Source organism: Bacillus proteolyticus, from assembly GCF_001884065.1.
In the GTDB taxonomy this organism is placed as follows: domain Bacteria; phylum Bacillota; class Bacilli; order Bacillales; family Bacillaceae_G; genus Bacillus_A; species Bacillus_A proteolyticus.
Genome location: NZ_MACH01000093.1, coordinates 158,393 through 174,934, shown reverse-complemented (window position 1 = coordinate 174,934; position 16,542 = coordinate 158,393). Strand labels below are relative to the sequence as shown.

At 33.6% G+C, this 16,542-nt stretch carries 19 protein-coding genes and 1 pseudogene; 15 read left to right on the top strand and 5 right to left on the bottom strand.

Annotated features, from left to right (window positions below; translation table 11 throughout):
- The first annotated feature begins 188 nt into the window (after positions 1–188).
- The 10 genes from BAQ49_RS17660 to BAQ49_RS17615 all read left to right on the top strand — a co-directional run bounded on the left by BAQ49_RS17660 (position 189) and on the right by BAQ49_RS17615 (position 8,397).
- On the top strand, positions 189–986 hold the full coding sequence (locus BAQ49_RS17660; protein ID WP_071746438.1) for a VOC family protein: 798 nt from the start codon (positions 189–191) through the stop codon (positions 984–986).
- A 13-nt stretch (positions 987–999) separates the two neighbouring features.
- Complete coding sequence (locus BAQ49_RS17655; RefSeq protein ID WP_071746437.1) at positions 1,000–1,938, top strand: aminoglycoside phosphotransferase family protein; 939 nt, start codon at positions 1,000–1,002, stop codon at positions 1,936–1,938.
- A gap of 13 nt (positions 1,939–1,951) precedes the next feature.
- On the top strand, positions 1,952–2,695 hold the full coding sequence (locus tag BAQ49_RS17650; RefSeq protein ID WP_071746436.1) for a metallophosphoesterase family protein: 744 nt from the start codon (positions 1,952–1,954) through the stop codon (positions 2,693–2,695).
- A gap of 150 nt (positions 2,696–2,845) precedes the next feature.
- The gene (locus tag BAQ49_RS17645) at positions 2,846–3,514 is read left to right on the top strand and encodes a nucleoside/nucleotide kinase family protein (RefSeq protein WP_071746435.1); all 669 of its coding nucleotides are present in this window, start codon (positions 2,846–2,848) and stop codon (positions 3,512–3,514) included.
- A 43-nt stretch (positions 3,515–3,557) separates the two neighbouring features.
- On the top strand, positions 3,558–4,100 hold the full coding sequence (locus BAQ49_RS17640; protein ID WP_071746434.1) for a GrpB family protein: 543 nt from the start codon (positions 3,558–3,560) through the stop codon (positions 4,098–4,100).
- A gap of 277 nt (positions 4,101–4,377) precedes the next feature.
- Positions 4,378–5,202: a DUF2785 domain-containing protein gene (locus BAQ49_RS17635; RefSeq protein ID WP_071746433.1), complete on the top strand. Its 825-nt coding sequence runs from the start codon at positions 4,378–4,380 to the stop codon at positions 5,200–5,202.
- Positions 5,203–5,334: 132 nt separating this feature from the next.
- The gene (locus BAQ49_RS17630) at positions 5,335–6,321 is read left to right on the top strand and encodes an alpha/beta fold hydrolase (protein ID WP_071746432.1); all 987 of its coding nucleotides are present in this window, start codon (positions 5,335–5,337) and stop codon (positions 6,319–6,321) included.
- Between the two features lie 34 nt (positions 6,322–6,355).
- Positions 6,356–7,027, top strand: coding sequence for a response regulator transcription factor (locus BAQ49_RS17625; protein WP_071746431.1), 672 nt, complete (start codon positions 6,356–6,358; stop codon positions 7,025–7,027).
- Complete coding sequence (locus BAQ49_RS17620) at positions 7,024–8,019, top strand: sensor histidine kinase (protein ID WP_071746430.1); 996 nt, start codon at positions 7,024–7,026, stop codon at positions 8,017–8,019. Before BAQ49_RS17625 ends, BAQ49_RS17620 begins: the two co-directional genes overlap by 4 nt.
- Positions 8,020–8,082: 63 nt before the next feature.
- Positions 8,083–8,397, top strand: a complete 315-nt coding sequence (locus tag BAQ49_RS17615; protein WP_071746429.1) for a DUF3892 domain-containing protein — start codon at positions 8,083–8,085, stop codon at positions 8,395–8,397.
- Positions 8,398–8,483: 86 nt separating this feature from the next.
- On the opposite strand, the gene BAQ49_RS17610 is transcribed toward BAQ49_RS17615, so the two are convergent.
- The gene (locus BAQ49_RS17610) at positions 8,484–8,924 is read right to left on the bottom strand and encodes a YaiI/YqxD family protein (RefSeq protein ID WP_071746428.1); all 441 of its coding nucleotides are present in this window, start codon (positions 8,922–8,924) and stop codon (positions 8,484–8,486) included.
- Positions 8,925–9,005: 81 nt separating this feature from the next.
- Positions 9,006–10,448 carry a MocR-like pyridoxine biosynthesis transcription factor PdxR gene (gene pdxR, locus BAQ49_RS17605; protein ID WP_071746427.1) on the bottom strand — a complete coding sequence of 481 codons (1,443 nt, stop codon included), beginning with the start codon at positions 10,446–10,448 and terminating at the stop codon, positions 9,006–9,008.
- Positions 10,449–10,572: 124 nt separating this feature from the next.
- Here pdxR and BAQ49_RS17600 point away from each other — a divergent pair, with 124 nt between their 5' ends.
- Positions 10,573–11,484: a DMT family transporter gene (locus tag BAQ49_RS17600; protein WP_071746426.1), complete on the top strand. Its 912-nt coding sequence runs from the start codon at positions 10,573–10,575 to the stop codon at positions 11,482–11,484.
- An 18-nt stretch (positions 11,485–11,502) separates the two neighbouring features.
- Here BAQ49_RS17600 and BAQ49_RS17595 read toward each other — a convergent pair whose 3' ends face one another.
- A complete protein-coding gene (locus BAQ49_RS17595; RefSeq protein WP_071746425.1) occupies positions 11,503–11,970 on the bottom strand; it encodes an NUDIX hydrolase in 468 nt (155 codons plus the stop codon).
- Positions 11,971–12,066: 96 nt separating this feature from the next.
- Between BAQ49_RS17595 and BAQ49_RS17590 the strand changes: the two genes are divergently transcribed.
- The 4 genes from BAQ49_RS17590 to BAQ49_RS17575 are packed head-to-tail and all read left to right on the top strand — an operon-like array spanning position 12,067 to position 14,860.
- Complete coding sequence (locus BAQ49_RS17590; RefSeq protein ID WP_016091674.1) at positions 12,067–12,468, top strand: DUF3980 domain-containing protein; 402 nt, start codon at positions 12,067–12,069, stop codon at positions 12,466–12,468.
- Positions 12,469–12,485: 17 nt separating this feature from the next.
- A complete protein-coding gene (locus BAQ49_RS17585; RefSeq protein ID WP_071746424.1) occupies positions 12,486–12,956 on the top strand; it encodes a GNAT family N-acetyltransferase in 471 nt (156 codons plus the stop codon).
- Between the two features lie 47 nt (positions 12,957–13,003).
- Positions 13,004–13,894, top strand: a complete 891-nt coding sequence (locus BAQ49_RS17580; protein WP_071746423.1) for an AraC family transcriptional regulator — start codon at positions 13,004–13,006, stop codon at positions 13,892–13,894.
- Positions 13,895–13,918: 24 nt separating this feature from the next.
- A complete protein-coding gene (locus BAQ49_RS17575; RefSeq protein ID WP_071746422.1) occupies positions 13,919–14,860 on the top strand; it encodes a serine hydrolase domain-containing protein in 942 nt (313 codons plus the stop codon).
- Between the two features lie 218 nt (positions 14,861–15,078).
- Here BAQ49_RS17575 and BAQ49_RS17570 read toward each other — a convergent pair whose 3' ends face one another.
- Positions 15,079–15,846 (bottom strand): CPBP family intramembrane glutamic endopeptidase, encoded by a 768-nt coding sequence (locus BAQ49_RS17570; protein ID WP_071746421.1) that lies wholly within the window; start codon positions 15,844–15,846, stop codon positions 15,079–15,081.
- A gap of 105 nt (positions 15,847–15,951) precedes the next feature.
- Positions 15,952–16,519 (bottom strand): annotated as a pseudogene (locus tag BAQ49_RS17565) (TetR/AcrR family transcriptional regulator).
- Positions 16,520–16,542 lie beyond the last annotated feature (23 nt).

Genomic DNA, 16,542 nt, shown 5'->3' with positions numbered 1-16,542 from the left:
ATAAATGAAAAAAGCACTTTTCCCGTGTGAGAAAAGTGCCTTTGGTTTTTCCAATCAGCAATAATTAAATTTGTTTCATTATAATACATATTAATCGTATAAATCAACTAGGTTTTAAAGTTTTTTGAATTGAACGAAAGAAAAATAAAATATACAATAAAAGAATGGAGAGAAAGGGGAGAAAGAATATGTTAGCATTTGATCATCTCGTTCACGCAGTTCATGGCACACCGGAGGAAGCGGCAAAACAAATGCAGGCACTAGGTTTTCATACTGCGTTAGGCGGTGAGCATACGACTTGGGGTACTTGGAATAGTTTATGCTATTTTGATTTATCATATATAGAATTTTTAGCAGTTCAGCATGAAGAAAAAGCGAAAGAAGCAGAAAATCCATTAGTACAAGAAACAGTAGTGAAATTACAAAGTGGAGAAGGAATGCTACAAATCGCAATTCGAACAGATGCAATTGAAGAACTAGCAGTTAACTTAAGCAAACATGGGTTACATACGATAGGACCATTTGAAGGGAAACGGATGAGAAAAGATGGCCGACTTTTAGAATGGAAAATGTTATTTGTAAAGCAAGAAGAGAGCGAACCGAAATTACCTTTCTTTATACAGTGGAATGAAACGGATGAAGAAAGAAGAAACGATTTACGTAAAACAGGAACGATCACTGAACATAAAAATAAAGTACAACAAATTGAAACGATTCATTATGCGGTGAAAAACGTTCGAGAAACAGTTCGGAAATGGAAAGAAATAATGGGACTAACAGTAAGCTCAGTCATAAGAAATGAAGAGTGGAATGCTGAGTGTCAAAGCGTATCGTTTGGAGATATTCATGTGCAGTTTTGCGAACCAATGGGAGAAGGTCCAGTTCAAGATCGTTTGAAGGACCAGGGCGAATATCCATTTGCAGTGGAGTTTAAAGGGGAAAATAAACGAGAGCATGAAGTGTTAGGTAGTTTGTACGTATATTGATAGAGGTGAGTTTGTGGAAGAAATGTTAAGAGAGATAGAAAGAAAACTAGAGTGGTCACGTATTGTAAAATGTACAGCTATTACAAAAGGATTTTCACATGAAGAGAAATATAAAGTTGAATTAGCGAATCGAGAAACGTATTTTGTCAAAGTGTGTGATTCTGCTAATTTTGAACGAAAACAAGAAGAATATACGTATATGAAACAGTTGGAGTCATTACATATCCCGACGCCAAAATTAATTCATTTCATAAGACTTGAAGAATTAAATAAATGCGTTCAAATATTTGAATGGACCCGAGGTGAAAATGGAGAAGAGAGTTTAGGTAAGTTATCGGTGAAAGAGCAGTATGCTGCGGGGAAAAGAGCTGGAGAAGTTTTAAAGAGAATTCATGCAATAGAAAAAGAGAATATCATTGATTCGTGGGAAACGTTTCGGTGGAACAAGTACGAGAGATACTTGAAAGCATTAGCAGAATTTGAGGTAGACTTTCTTGATATGAAGCCAGTATTAACCTTTGTAGAGGATCATAAAGACTTATTGAAAAATCGTCCTATCACATTTTTACACGATGATTACCACCCAGCAAATAGTATGATTCATAATAAGGAGTTTATCGTTATCGATTTTGGTGAATATGATTTTGGCGATCCAATACATGATTTTTATAATGTAGCGATTTTTACTACAAGAATAAGCAAACCATTTGCGGTTGGTCAAGTTCACGGTTATTGCGGAGGTGAACCATCACTCCATTTTTGGAAACTGTATTCATTATATGCAGCGATGACATTCCCAGCGGATATCGTATGGACAAACCGAAGCACGCCACATTTAGTAGAGGATATGAAAGAAAGATTGAACCGAATTATAGAAGAACATAATCATTTTTCATCATATATTCCGAAATGGTATCAATCATATCATATGGATATAATAAACAATAAATAATGGAGGGATTCCTTTGGATAAAATAGCGGTAATTTCAGATATTCATGGTAATATTCCGGCATTAGAATCTGTACTGAAAGATATTAAATTACGAGGTATTGAGCGTATTATTTGTCTTGGAGATTTAGTAGGAAAAGGCCCTCATTCTAGCGAAGTAATTGAAATCATTCGTAAAGAATGTGAAGGGGTTGTAATGGGAAACTGGGATGATTTTATTACAAAATCGACTGAATTTGAAGCGTTAAAATGGCATCAAAAACAATTGTCAGAAGAACAAAATGAGTATTTAAGAAGCTTACCATTTTCAATTGAATTTTTTATGAGTGGAAAACTCATTCGTATGTTCCACGCTTCACCGAGAAGTTTATATGAAAGAATACAACCACATGCCTCAAGAGAAGAGCGTATTAGTCTGTTCGAAAACAGTGAGCTCACGGAGAATATAGAAGGAGAAAGAAAACCAGATGTCGTTTGCTACGGTGATGTTCACCAAGCGTTCGTTCAAAATTTTAGAGGCAAAACGTTATGTAATGCCGGTAGTGTAGGAAATCCTCTTGAAATTACACAAGCGTCCTATTTAATTTTTGAAGGAACTTACAACGAAAAAGAAGCAGCGAGCTTTTCCATTCAACTTGTAAGAGTACCATATGATATTGAATTAGCCATCAGGCTAGCTGAAGAAGTCGATATGCCAGAGATTGAAGAATATAAACAAGAGTTACGGACTGCTATGTATCGAGGATTTAAGGGGAAGTAAGCTAATAATATATCAACGATTTTTCAAATATATCTATCATAACTTAAAATATATCAACGATTCGACAAAGGATATCGATTTACCGACAAATAGTGACATGAATTATCATCTATAATTATATTATGTAAACTAATTATAAAGGGAGATATCATGAACCGAAAACAACGAATCAAAGAAATTGCAGATCATATTTTAAAGCTAAACTTAACCTATCCAACAAGAGTTGGAGTAAGCGGTATTACAGCTTCAGGAAAAACAACATTTGCAAACGAACTAGCGGAAGAAATAAAAAAACGAGGATTACCAGTAACACGCGCCAGCATTGATGATTTTCATAATCCAAGAGTGATTCGCTATGCAAAAGGAAAAGAATCTGCAAGAGGGTATTATGAAGATGCACACGATTATACAGCTTTCAAAGAAAGATTATTAATGCCTTTAGGACCTAACGGGAATTTACAGTATGAAACGATTTCTCATAACTTAATAACGGATATGCCTGTACATAATAAGCCGCTATTGGCCACGCAAAATATGATATTAATAGTAGATGGAACGTTTCTATTGAAAAAAGACGTTGCGCATTTATTTGATTACAAAATCTTTGTAGATACAGATTTTGAGATTGCGAGAAAACGTGGTGCAAAGCGAGAGACTAAGGCTTTTGGAAGTTATAAAGAAGCAGAGAAAATGTTTATAAACAGATATCATGCGGCTTGTAAGATGTATATAGATGAGCATAATCCGAAAGAATGTGCGAATGTTATATTTCAGAATAGTAATTTTGATGATCCGGTAGTTGTATTTAAAGGAATTTAAAATCGTTTATATAGCAAAAAGTTGGTGAAAGGGGATGTGTTGGGTGGATAAAAAAGATAATCCGAACGATTGGCCTGTATGGGCGAATGAGTTAGTAGAGATAGTTAATGCAAATCCTGATTGGCAAGATAAAGGCCGATATGAGGAACAGCAACTTGATGAACTGCTTACTCCTCTCGGTATAAGCAAAGTAATACATATAGGCAGTACATCCATACCTGGTTTACCTGCAAAACCTATCATTGATCTAATGGCTGAAACAGAATCATTTGATAGAGTGCTCGATATTTCAGCAAAATTGGCTATATATGATTGGCATTATGTAGGCCCGGAATTAGATGGAAGACCTTGGAGAAGGTTCTTTGTGAAAGTTAAGAATAATAGGCGTGTAGCTCATCTGCATTTGATGATTAAAGGAACTGAACGATGGGAGCAACAACTTTCATTTCGTAACCGCTTACGAGAAAATCCACAATTAGTTTATGATTATTCGAATCTAAAGCAAGAGTTAGCTAAAAGGTTTAACCAAGATAGAGAAGCATACACAAAAGCTAAAACCGAATTTATTAAACAAGTTCTAAAATGATTCGAATTTTGATTGTAACTACGTTTGAATACAAATGAAAAAACATACTTTATTTTATAATCTAAACTTACATGAAATGCATGTAAACAAAGTGAGAAGCTTTGGTGTTCCAATGTATTTCCTTTTATTTCTCGGGAGAAATTTTATATAATTGAATCAAGTTCATAGAAAGATAGGGACTAAAACTATATTAAAAGTCAACTTGATTTTATGAGGAAAATTACAGGGGATAAGGCGAAAATAAGTTAAAAAACGTAAAAAGGGGACAGGGAATATAATGACAGAAGTACTAGAACTAAAAGAAGAATTACAACAAATTAAAAATAATAATTATGCTGTGCCAGAAGACGTAGACGCATATCCATATGCACAGTGGATGCTAGATTATATCGGATCACCTGATGCTGAATTACGTGATGATTTGATTTATAGTACGCTTCACAAATGGATTACAAATGATGTATTTAGACAAAAAGAATTACGAGGATTAATGCTGCAAGCAATTAGCCCTGATTATTTATTTTATAAAATTGGTGAAAAGGGTACAGATTCTGTTTTTAAACGTGCATTCTCTGTATTAATTCCACCACTTATTTTATCTGTTCATGAAAGAGAACCACTGTTATCTGAAGAACAACTGTACAGTGTGGCAGAACAAGTGCTGGAATATGTATATTTAGAAGAAGATGTAAGAGGCTACGTAGAAGGAAAAGGCTGGGCACACTCAACTGCACATGCGGCAGATGCACTAGATGCTTTAGCACGTACAATACAAAATCGTGAGTTTTCATATGCAATACTAGCTGCTGTTCGTCAAAAAGTTCGTATGAATGACTACGTATACGTACACTTTGAGGATGAGAGATTAGTAACACCAATTATGTCGTTACGTAATCAAAATCTTTTAACTGAAGAAGAGTGGAGCAACTGGTTACATAGTATAGCAATTGTTGAAGACATCCGACATCCTCAGCATGCTATTTTAGTACAAAATATTAGAGCTTTCTTAAGAAGTTTATATTTTACAGCTTTAGAGAATGAGGGTGCTACTGCCTTTACAGATGATATATTGGAGACTTTGAAGGATTTGCGTAGGTATTAAAAAGGCATTTGAATTGGAAATTTTAAAAGAAATCCATACTTAGAAACAAAGAGAAAATATTAATTTTAAAAAATTTATTAGAAATTTATTTTTACATTGTACCCTTTCAGTATAGGCTGAAAGGGGTGTCAAATGAAAAAATTATTGAAGATAGTAAAGATTATATTTTTTGTTTGTAGCAGCATTATTTTTCTTGGATTAGGCGCTGTATTTATATATCATAACTATCAATTAAGAATGGAATCGAAATTAATGAACAATGAAGGGGAACTTGTTAATTTCAATAATAAAAAAGTGAATGTTTATAACGAGGGGAGCGGGAAGGATACGTTTGTATTTATGGCCGGATCTGGAATTGCCGCTCCTGTTTATGAATTGAAAGGGTTATATAGTGAATTTTCGAAAGAAAACAAGATTTCTGTAATTGAGAGAGCTGGTTATGGATACAGTGATGTTTTTCATGATGATAGAGATATTGATACGATATTAGAACAAACGAGAGAAGCGCTTATTAGAAGTGGAAATAAACCACCCTATATTTTAGTGCCACACTCTCTATCCGGTATAGAGGCTATTTATTGGGCACAAAAATACCCAAGTGAAGTAAAAGGGATTATTGCGTTAGATATTGGTTTACCTAATCAGTACGTAACTCATAAAATAGACGAGCTTGATTCATTAAGAATAAAAGGAATGAATATTTTAACGAAAATTGGTTTTCAGCGATTAGTTCCTTCTATTACTTATAATCCCGAAGTAATTCAGCAATCCTTTTTAACTGAACAGGAAAAAAATATTTATAAAGCGCTCTCATATAAACAAGCTTTTAATGATGATATGAAGCAAGAACTTTTACAAAGTTACAATAACAGTAACAAATCTAATTCCTTATCATTCCCAAAAGAAACACCAATTTTATTTATAGATGCGATTGCTAGGGAAAATAAAAACTCGAAATATACAAAGCAAAAAAACAAAGATTATGAGGAGTTTGCTAGCAAGTTATTGATAGCTGATGTGAAAAAAATTGAAGGTACACATAGTATTTATTTACACGCTCCTGATGAAATATACAAACTTGCTACGGATTTTATTAATAATAAAGTAGTGAAGAACTAAGCTATTGTTATTTTAGTGATGGAAGGTCTACATAATGAAAGAATATAACATATTAATTGTTGAAGATGATTTGATGATAGGAGATTTATTACAAAAAATTTTGCAGCGTGAGAAGTATAAAGTGTATTGGGAGAAAGAAGGAAAGAATGTTCTTGATGTAATTCATGAAATAGATTTAGTCATAATGGATGTTATGTTACCAGGTGAAGATGGTTATCAAATTACAAAAAAAATAAAAAATCTAGGATTAAATATTCCAATCATATTTCTATCAGCTCGGAATGATATTGATAGTAAACTAAAAGGTCTTACCATTGGAGAAGAATACATGATAAAACCTTTTGATCCTCGAGAATTATTGTTAAGAATTCAGAAAATGTTAGATAATCAATATGGTACTTTCACGCAAATTAAACATTTATTTATAGATGCAGAATATAAAAGGGTTTTCATTAATGGTTTGCGTGATGAAGTTGTGTTTACAGCGATTGAGCGTAAAATATTTTTCTATTTTTATGAAAATAGGGATAGAATTTTAACAAAAGAACACTTCTTTGGTTACTTATGGCAACTCGAAGATAGAAATCAAAATATCATGAACGTACATATAAAAAAAATCAGGGCCAAAATCAATGATAAAACAGGTGATATTATTCAAAATATTTATGGAGAAGGGTATAGACTAAATACCTATATGAAAAAATGAACTTAAAGAAAAAATATCAGTTACTACTATTCTCCGCTATTATTAGCGTACCATTGTTATTGTTATCGATTAGTATCTTTGTATCAGTTATTTATAATGCTGCCTTTAAAATTAAAAATAAGAACATTCCTTTTCACGAATCCTTTGCATACCCTACTATGTTAATCATTTTTTTATTATCACTATTAGTATTAGCTTTTGTATTTTCAAAATCGATTAACACAGTATTAAATAAAATTAATGTATTAAATCAAACGATTCGAGATTTAGCTAGTGATAAAAAAATCCCTAATATAATAGATGTCAAAAGTGATGATGAGATGGGAGAATTGATTAAGTCAGTAAACTTGCTTATAGAAAGAACGACTTATCGAGAATTAGAATTACGACAACAAGAACAAATAAAAAAAGAGCTATTAAATAAATTACAGCATGATATTAATACACCCTTAACAGCGGTTAGATTACAATTATATTATTTAGAAAGCGAATACGAAGAACAAGCACCAGTACTTGAATCACTGTATGAGCAGATACAATATATAAGTGATTTAACTAACGAATTTAATATTCAATCTACAGAGACATTAGAGAATACTTATATTGTGAATGATGAAGTGAATATACATAATTTAATAGAAAACATGATTAAAAAATGGAGCTATTTGTATAGCATTCATAAAATTGAATTAGTATATAATCCACAAGATAAAGAGTTGATATGGGATAGTAATGAGTTATGGATTCAAAGGCTATTTGATAATATTTTTCAAAATGTTCTTAAACATTCACAAGCTAAAAAACTCAAAATCATTATAGATGAAGATGTTGTTTCCTTTAGAGATAACGGGATTGGGTTTGATATAAATAAAAAAGGAACGGGACTTGGTTTGAAAAATATTGAAGATATATCAAAGATGTTCGATATAAAATACACTTTACAATCCAATAGTGAGGGGACTATGTTTTCATTTGAAAATACTAAAGTTTAGAGAAAAATACATAAAACCAATACCTCCCAACCATACTAATAAAATGTGTTGGAGGTGAATTTTATGGACAAAAAAGACTTTGAAAAAGTTTATAATGATTACTTACATCAAGGAGAAGAGCAAGCTCAATTTGAAGTAGGCCATGAAGTCAATTCAGGAGCAGAACGAATTGTTGCCGTTCGTAAAAATGATGATGGTGATTTAATAGCGTTTAAAACAAGTAGCGGGAGAGAGTTAGATTATATTACTGCTATTAGTGAAGTGAAATCAGGGAAGTTAGCTCATATGGACGTATTTCATAAGTATGGTAGGGATATTATACGTAGTGAACCTGATGGAATAAAGGAAAATAACTTAGATAATTTACCTTCATTTTAAACGGGTAAACCTCAAGAAGAGAATGTTCATTTGGATATTCTCTTCTTTTCTTTGCAAAGTGTTCTCTACAAATAGAAGGTTCATCTCTAACGTGAAATTACACTTTTAAAGAGCTCTCTAAATTTCTCTTTATCTTCTGCTGTAAATGGTTTTGGACCTTTTGTACGCTTGCCGCTTTTTCGAACCATTGCACTTAAATAACGTGTTTGTAATAATTGGTCAATGTTTTCATTCGTATACTTATAGCCTTTATGGTGTAGAACGATACAGCCTTTTGCTAAAGCGAGCGAAGCAAGACCATAATCTTGTGTTACGATTAAATCTTCTTTTTTTGCTAACTGCATAATTCGGTAATCCGCAGCATCCGCTCCAGAATCAACATAAATTGTTTCCACACCTTTTGGCTGCTCTGCATTAGAGTAATGAGAAAAGCTAGTAACGAGGGTAACAGGAATTTCTGCATTCGTAGCTTCAAAAATAATCACATCTTTTACAGGACAGGCATCTGCATCAATGTAAATTTTCATTTTTATCACTCCTATAAATAGATTCGAGTTGATGATAATGGTAGAATTTTCTTTTGTCAAACGATACAGCTTTATTTAAAGTTATTTTTCACATACCAAAATAGCCTCACGCAAACGGGAAATACCTTCCTCAATTTGATCAATGTTCACTTTCCCATAAGATAAACGAATATAACCATCTTTCGCGCCGAAAATACTACCCGGCATAAAGGCAATTTCTTGTTTTAAGCTTTGCATAATGAGTTGTTTTTCATTTATCGGTTCGTTTAATTTTCCCCATATGTAAATACCACCAGTAGGGTTTGAAAAAGAGATTTTATCATGAAGTTGCTCGTTTAGGGCGCGCACGATAATGTCTCTTTTTTCTGCTAGTTGTTTTCGTAACGGTACGATATGCGACTGGAATGGGACAGTTTCGAAAAATTGTTGCATAAGCCATTGCGGGAATATACTCATTCCTAATTCCATTTGGTGCCGTGCGTCGGATAACCTCTCGACTACTGACTGCGGGGCGACAAGCCAGCCAACTCGTAAACCTGGCGCAATCATTTTTGATAAGGAATGTACATAAATGACTGTTCCATTTTCATCAATCGATTTCAAAGTAGGGCAAGGTTGTTTATTTTCTAGCGTAAGTAAACTGGACGGATCATCTTCAACAATCGCAATTCGTAAGTCTGCGCAAAGTGATAAAAGTTTTTTTCTTCGATTTGGATGAAGCATCGTTCCCGTAGGATTTTGGAAATTTGGATTTAAAAAGATCATTTTAATACGATGCTTTCTATACAACTCTTGCACATCATCTGGATTAATACCGTGTTCATCGACAGGTAATGGGAAAATACGAATACCTGCTGATTGGAATAACGGTAATGAATAACAGTGTGAAGGACTTTCAAAAGCGACTGCATCACCTGGATTTAATAAGCATTGTACGATTAGGTGGAGTGCTTGCTGGGCACCAGATGTAATCATAATGGATTGTTCAGTCGCTTCGATTTTTAAATAATCCTTCATATATTTTACTACCGCTTGCCTTAGCGGGAGATACCCTTGCGGATGATCGTAACTTAATGACTGTGTTAACGGTTGTTCTCGTAAAATCGTTTGTAGTTGATCGTGAGGATAGAGATTACAACCGAGCTCTCCGTTGGCAAAATCTATCATGTTTTCATTTTGTTGTACTTCTGCCCGAATATGGCGAAGTAGCGGTAAGTTTGGTAAAAAAGTACCACCTTCTACGAAACCTCTCCAGTTTGGCGTTAATGTTGGAGAAACGCCCCACATATGTGTACTTACACGTGTACCTTTACCAGTCGTACTTTCTACAATTCCCATAGCGCGAAGTTCATTATAAGCAGTCGTTACCGTACTTCGGTTTACATTTAACTGTGTAGCTAATTTCCGTTCTGAAGGGAGGAAGCTACCTGGGGGAAGCTCTCCGTATGTAATACGTTTTTCAATAAAGTCAACAACTTGCTGATAAATTGGGATTTTACTGTCGTTATCTAGCTTCCATTCCATACAAACGCCTCCGCAAATCTTATATACATCAAGTATAACAAATTGGCTGGGTAAAAAAACAGCCAATTGGACGGTGTTTTATCCAGCCAATTTTACTATGCTAAATAGGGAAGGGGAGATTAGGATGAAACGATGGCAAATGGAGTGGCTCCTAGTATCAGTTGCATTAGTATGGGGAGCAAATTATACAATTGGAAAGTATGGCGTGGCATTTATGTCATCCATTCAATTTAATAGTTTACGATTTTTAGTAGCATCACCGGTATTATTACTTATTACATTTATGATGGAACGCTCATTACGTATTGAAAGAAAAGATTGGTTACGATTATTAGCAGTCGGTATCGTTGGAACGACGATGTATCAAACGATGTTTATGCTATCTGTGAAATATACTTCAGCAACGAACGCCTCATTATTAATTGCGATGTCACCGATTTTTACAGGGATATTAGCAGTATTACACAAACAAGAACGCTTTTCGATGAAAGTACAAATTGGTTCAATAATAGCCTTTATTGGTGCAGCATTTGTATTATTAACAGGGCATACGGGAGGAGCTACTTACGAATATGCATGGCTCGGAAATGTAATTGGATTAGTCGCAGCAATCGCGTGGGGATGGTATCCAATTTTAGCGCAACCTCTCATTACAAAATACTCTGCAATGAGAGTTACATCATGGTCTACATTAATTGGAATTGTACCGCTAGTTATATACTGTTTATTCAATGTAAATACGTTAACGTGGCCAGTAGATATGCCAAGCTGGGGTTCTCTAGCATATTCAATCGTCTTTGCGACAATCTTCGGACTTGCCATGTGGTATGTCGGTATTAGTAAAATAGGTTCAACGAAAGTAATGGTTTATATGTATCTTGTACCATTATTCGCAGTTATCTTTGCAGCTGTAACAATCGGAGAGGAAATCAATATGATGCAATTAGTTGGCGGTCTTATTATCTTCATCGGTTTATATGTAGTCAAAAAAGGCGGAATTAAAAAGCCTGCTCTCAATTTGAAAAAAGTAAGCTAAAGGTAAAAAGGATCTCTTTCATATAGAAGGAGATCCTTTTTGTTTTTGTAATAAAAGCGCTTGTTCAACAGCCCATTTTTGATGATCATGAATTAAAAGCTCTATAGCATGTAATGGAGACATCCACCGTAAAACATGATCCTCCTCACAGTTTTCAGTTTGTTTTTGCACCATGTTCGCAATATAAAAGAACCCATCATTTAAATAATGTGTATCTTCCTTTTCTGCATAAAAATATCGTGCTGCATTACCGAAATATTGATCAATTTCAATTGCCCATCCTAATTCCTCGAGCAATTCACGATGTAAACATTCTTCTTTGGTTTCTTGACCTTCCATACCGCCACCAGGTAAAAAGTAACGATTTCTTTTTTTGATAACAGCCATTTTTGAGCAAGTATCGTTAAAAATAACCGCATAGCAACTAGGTCGTAATACATACTGTTCAGTGGGTTTTTTATAACCAAAAGTAAGTTTAGACATCATAAAACACCTCATTTCTCTATAAAATACATAAAAGGAATATTAAGGCAAATACAGAATTATATAAGTATAATCTTACGAGATTGGAGTGATAACAAAATGATAAATCGAAAGTGTTCACGATGTAAAGAAATAACAGGTACATTGCACGGTGGTAAAAAAATTAAGGAAGAATTTTTATGTGAGGACTGTTTGCAAAAAGGAATTGCGAGTGGAGAGATCGAATTATCACAAGTGGAAGAAGAACAAACTTCGTATCTTTCTATAAAAATATTAAAAATAATGAGTGTTATTTATTTAATAGTATCTATTATAACTGCTTTTTCTGCTGGAGCACTTATACAGGATCCAGGGCTTGGTGGAATATCATTTTCAATAACAGGTGCAGTTGGTGTTATGGTAATTGGATCGATATTCCAGTCTGTGCTTGTATTTTCAGGTATTTGGGTATTCATTCTGTTAGTCGAAACGGTTATTAAAATATATGAAAAAATGAAGTGAGTGAGAGGGAGAAATACATGCGAGTAAGAAACATTCAAGGGGAAGATTATGTAAAGATTCATTCTGTATTAAATGATTGGTGGGGCGGGAGAAACATGGCTAATATGTTGCCGAAGCTGTTTTTCGTTCACTTTCAAGAAACGAGTTTTATCATTGAAGAAGAGGGAGAAACGTTAGGTTTCTTATGCGGATTTTTTTCACAAACATATAAAGATGAAGCATATGTTCATTTTATCGGTGTAAATCCGAAGTTTAGAAGAAGAGGGATCGCGTCGACATTGTATTCTTATTTCTTTGATGCCGCTCGTGCAAACAATCGTAAAGTTGTAAAAGCAATCACATCACCAGTAAATAAAAAATCGATACAGTTTCATCAAGAAATAGGCTTTCGAATTGAGGCTGGGGATGATGAAATAGAAGGTGTATCCGTACATACAAATTATGATGGAAATGGCGGGAGTAGAGTTTTGTTTTTAAAAAATGTGTAAAGTAGGCTGACGTAAAGTTAGCCTTTTTGTTGTGAGGAGATAGGAGTATGGAGAGTAAACAAAGTAGAAATGAGTATTTAAGACGCATATATACAGTTCAAGATTATATAGAATCCAACATAGATAGTTCACTATCCATTGAAGAGTTAGCCGATGTAGCAGGATTTTCAAAGTTTCATTTTCATCGGATTTTTAAAGGAATAGTAGATGAGCCGTTATCACGATATGTAAATCGATTGAAACTAGAGAGAGCAACACATATACTTACATACCGGCCGGATATGACGATTACAGATATTGCTTATCACTTCGGATTCACTGATTCAGCAGTTTTCTCTCGGACATTTAAAAATTATTACGGTGTAAGTCCGTCCAACTATAGAAATCACAATAGCAAGAATTGCAAAGACGTAAGCGGAACTTCTCAATACAATGAATGTAAGAAGGTTCGAGGAGAGGTCGAAATTGTAACAGCGGACAATGTAAACGTCGCATACATAAGACATATCGGTACATATGGAGAGTTAACTATAGCGTTTCCGAAAATGATAGAAAAACTATTTCATTACGCAGTTGAGCAAAACTATCATGTATTTGAGGATACGAAAGTATTAACCATTTACCACGATCATCATGAATTTACTGAGGACTATCATTTAAGAACAAGTTTATGTATAACAATTCCAGATGAATCCGCAATAGAAACGAACGACATAGGAATAATGGTAATACCTTCAGGCAAGTATGCAGTAGGACATTTTGAAATATTCCAAGATGAATATAAAGGAGCATGGGATTTCTTATACGGTGAATGGTTGCCAAATAGCGGATATAAACCGAGAGACTCGTATCCATTTGAAGTGTATAGAAATGATCCAAAGCAGCATCCCGAACATAAACATATAGTTGATATATATGTACCTATCGAACCTTTTTAATTATAGGTTAAAGGGGAAGGAATAATGAAAACTGCTGAAAAGTTAGATCAGATTATAAAAGAAGAATATGAAAATGTTAATGGAATGTTAGTGGTGCAGAAAGGTAATGTTATTTTTGAGAGCTATTATAACGGCTACGGTATAGATGATGCATTTCATGTAGCGTCAGTTACAAAAACGATAATCTCTGCGCTAATTGGGATATGTATAGATAAAAGATATATAAAGAGCGTTGATCAAAAAGTAATAGAGTTTTTCCCTGAATATAAACTTAAGGCATCTGAAGTAACAGTACGCCATCTTCTAACAATGACAGCGCCATATCCTTTTGTAGACTGGCAGGAACCGTTAGAAGAATTATGTACACAACAGGATTGGGTGCGGTATACACTCAATAGGATCGGAAAAGGAGGAGAAATTGGACCTTTTAAATATTCGTCCGCAGGAGCGCATTTACTATCAGCAATCATTACGAGCATAACAGGTAAAAGTGCTCGTGAGTTTGCGAACGAACATCTATTTCAGCCTATCAGTATGAGAGAAATTCCAAACTACAATATGAAAGCATTTGGATTCGATGACTTATTCGGAAAAGATGTAAAAGGATGGGTTCACGATCCAAATGGTATTTCGACGGGCGGCTGGGGACTTACGCTAACAGCTAGAGATATGGCGAAGTTTGGCCAATTATATTTGAGTAATGGTACTTATAATGGAAAGCAAATTCTTTCGAAATCATGGGTACAAGAATCAATAGCGATGAATCCAAATCGTTATGGGTACTTATGGTGGTTACGAGAAGAAGATGGTATCTTTTCATATTGTGCAATGGGCGATGGTGGAAATGTGATTTGTTGTATACCGGAGAAGGAATTGGTGGTGGCGATTGCATCTGAAATTGTACCAGAAGCGGGGGATAGATGGAATTTAATTAAAGACTGTATCCTTCCTTATTTAAAAGATTAAGATGTGTATTTTTATGAAAATGAGAATAAAAGATTTAGTTATACTTGTTTTGTTCTCCATGATAGAAGTAAGTGTTGTGAGAAAGAAGTCGTTAAATTAAGATTAGAAAACTTCAACACCTATACGATTATTGAATAATTGCAAGGTGTTGAAGTACTTATGAGTTAATTAAGGTACATTCAACTGCAAGCTGAAACACCTTTTTCTGTTATTGTAAATTATTCTTTAACTTTTCGATGTATAAGATATATCATGCCAAACACAATTGCCAGCAAGATAAATTTAGTTAATTCCATTAGGCTAATATTGCACCTGGTTGCCACTCCATCTGTTAAATAAAATACATTAAACATACCATGTAAAATTGCAGGTGTTATTACAGAACGGCTATACTCTCTCGTATAGGTCAAAATTATAGATAATATAAATAATAACGAGAGATAGCTAAATATTCCTACAATCCATAACTCATAGTTCTTATAAAAGAGTGCTACTGGTAAATGCCATAAAGACCAAAGCGATGCAGTAATGATTGCTGTTTGCGTTAATGAATATTTTTTTCGTAAATGGTAATGAAAATTTCCACGCCATATGATTTCCTCTAATAATGCAGAAAAAGATCCAACTGTAAGACCAACAAGCAAGAGAAATCCTAATTCATTCCAATGATTATATAAGAACTTTATATCATAAATATAAAAATAAAAATAAAAATAAAAATGGAGACATTGTCCTAGAAGTAGTGGGAATAATATGGAGAAAAGGAGTGTTTTTATTTTGGGACGTGAAATTCCAAATGTATGAACTATTTTTTGCTTCTTATATAATTTCTGATATAAAATAACAGCTAAAAGCGGAACAACCATCGTAAATCCTAAATAGTTACGACCATTTTCTATGTTCAGTAAGATAATATATACAAGCGATGTGAGACAATAAATACATAATGTAGAATGATAAACTATGTTTCTATTAATATTTTTCACCTACCTAAGTATATATAAGTTGTTAATCGAATATCCGATATTTTAATTATATATGAAATGAAAATAGACGGAATGAAAAATTCCATAAAACAGCTTTGTTTTAAATTAACCGTCTACTCCTATATTTAAAAATTGAACAAGTTGATCATTTAAATAACTTGTATTATAAGAAAAATCATTTTGATACCACTCAATAATGATGCCAATAATTGCATTCGCTTGGTAGGAACAATAAAGTGAATGGTTCACTCCTTCTTTAAGCAAAGCCTCTTTATCGTGAAGTAACAAATGCTTTATTTCCTCAAAAAATAAATAATAGTACATTAAAGGAACCTTTTTGGAAAAAACAATTCTATAGAAAGTTTTATATTTTTCGATATGATGAAAAATCCGAATTGTAGAAGGATCTAATTTACTAGTTTTCAATACTGATACGTAGCGATAAGGTTCTTGATAAGAACGTGTCAAATCTGCTGTAATTTCTTTAAAATACTCCTCAAATAAATCTTCTACTTGTTTATAATGCAAGTAAAATGTACCACGATTTATTTTTGCTTTTCTGCAAACTTCCGAGATGGAGATGACTTCTAAAGTTTTTTCGTTTAATAATTCTAACAATGCGTTATGTAACGCCTCTTTTGTTTTTCACAATACGCATATCTGTACGCATCATTTTTTTCACCTCTTATTGAACAC

What these genes read in the sequence shown, in the direction of transcription:
- BAQ49_RS17660 (WP_071746438.1), top strand. Translation starts at nt 189, where the DNA reads ATGTTAGCATTTGATCATCTCGTTCACGCAGTTCATGGCACACCGGAG.
- BAQ49_RS17645 (WP_071746435.1), top strand. Translation starts at nt 2,846, where the DNA reads ATGAACCGAAAACAACGAATCAAAGAAATTGCAGATCATATTTTAAAG.
- BAQ49_RS17635 (WP_071746433.1), top strand. Translation starts at nt 4,378, where the DNA reads ATGACAGAAGTACTAGAACTAAAAGAAGAATTACAACAAATTAAAAAT.
- BAQ49_RS17630 (WP_071746432.1), top strand. Translation starts at nt 5,335, where the DNA reads ATGAAAAAATTATTGAAGATAGTAAAGATTATATTTTTTGTTTGTAGC.
- BAQ49_RS17625 (WP_071746431.1), top strand. Translation starts at nt 6,356, where the DNA reads ATGAAAGAATATAACATATTAATTGTTGAAGATGATTTGATGATAGGA.
- BAQ49_RS17620 (WP_071746430.1), top strand. Translation starts at nt 7,024, where the DNA reads ATGAACTTAAAGAAAAAATATCAGTTACTACTATTCTCCGCTATTATT.
- BAQ49_RS17615 (WP_071746429.1), top strand. Translation starts at nt 8,083, where the DNA reads ATGGACAAAAAAGACTTTGAAAAAGTTTATAATGATTACTTACATCAA.
- BAQ49_RS17610 (WP_071746428.1), bottom strand. Translation starts at nt 8,924, where the DNA reads ATGAAAATTTACATTGATGCAGATGCCTGTCCTGTAAAAGATGTGATT.
- pdxR (WP_071746427.1), bottom strand. Translation starts at nt 10,448, where the DNA reads ATGGAATGGAAGCTAGATAACGACAGTAAAATCCCAATTTATCAGCAA.
- BAQ49_RS17600 (WP_071746426.1), top strand. Translation starts at nt 10,573, where the DNA reads ATGAAACGATGGCAAATGGAGTGGCTCCTAGTATCAGTTGCATTAGTA.
- BAQ49_RS17595 (WP_071746425.1), bottom strand. Translation starts at nt 11,970, where the DNA reads ATGATGTCTAAACTTACTTTTGGTTATAAAAAACCCACTGAACAGTAT.
- BAQ49_RS17590 (WP_016091674.1), top strand. Translation starts at nt 12,067, where the DNA reads ATGATAAATCGAAAGTGTTCACGATGTAAAGAAATAACAGGTACATTG.
- BAQ49_RS17585 (WP_071746424.1), top strand. Translation starts at nt 12,486, where the DNA reads ATGCGAGTAAGAAACATTCAAGGGGAAGATTATGTAAAGATTCATTCT.
- BAQ49_RS17580 (WP_071746423.1), top strand. Translation starts at nt 13,004, where the DNA reads ATGGAGAGTAAACAAAGTAGAAATGAGTATTTAAGACGCATATATACA.
- BAQ49_RS17575 (WP_071746422.1), top strand. Translation starts at nt 13,919, where the DNA reads ATGAAAACTGCTGAAAAGTTAGATCAGATTATAAAAGAAGAATATGAA.